1 pseudogene is annotated in these 208 nt (G+C 67.3%); it reads right to left on the bottom strand.

Going from position 1 to position 208, the window contains the following annotated elements:
• Window positions 1-208 (bottom strand): annotated as a pseudogene (locus J0695_RS36350) (hypothetical protein); the annotation flags it as partial.

The following is a 208-nucleotide window of genomic DNA, read 5'->3' as shown; positions in this document are numbered from 1 at the left end:
GGGAGAGCGACTGCCCTTCGAGCTTCGTCGGGTCGGACACGTTGGTGTAGGTCGCGACGGCCTGCGAGGGGTTCTTGATCCCGGCCTTCTCGGCCTCCGCCTTGTCGCTGGCGGTCATCGTGGGCGACTCGCTGCCGGTGTCGCCCTTCTTGAAGTCGCCGACAGCACCAAGGGCTACAAGATCTCCGCCCCGGCAACGGTCGGCGAC

This window comes from Streptomyces beijiangensis, assembly GCF_017315755.1.
Lineage (GTDB): Bacteria > Actinomycetota > Actinomycetes > Streptomycetales > Streptomycetaceae > Streptomyces > Streptomyces beijiangensis.
Note: the sequence above shows the minus strand (reverse complement) of the source record. Positions and strands in the feature narration are given on the sequence as shown.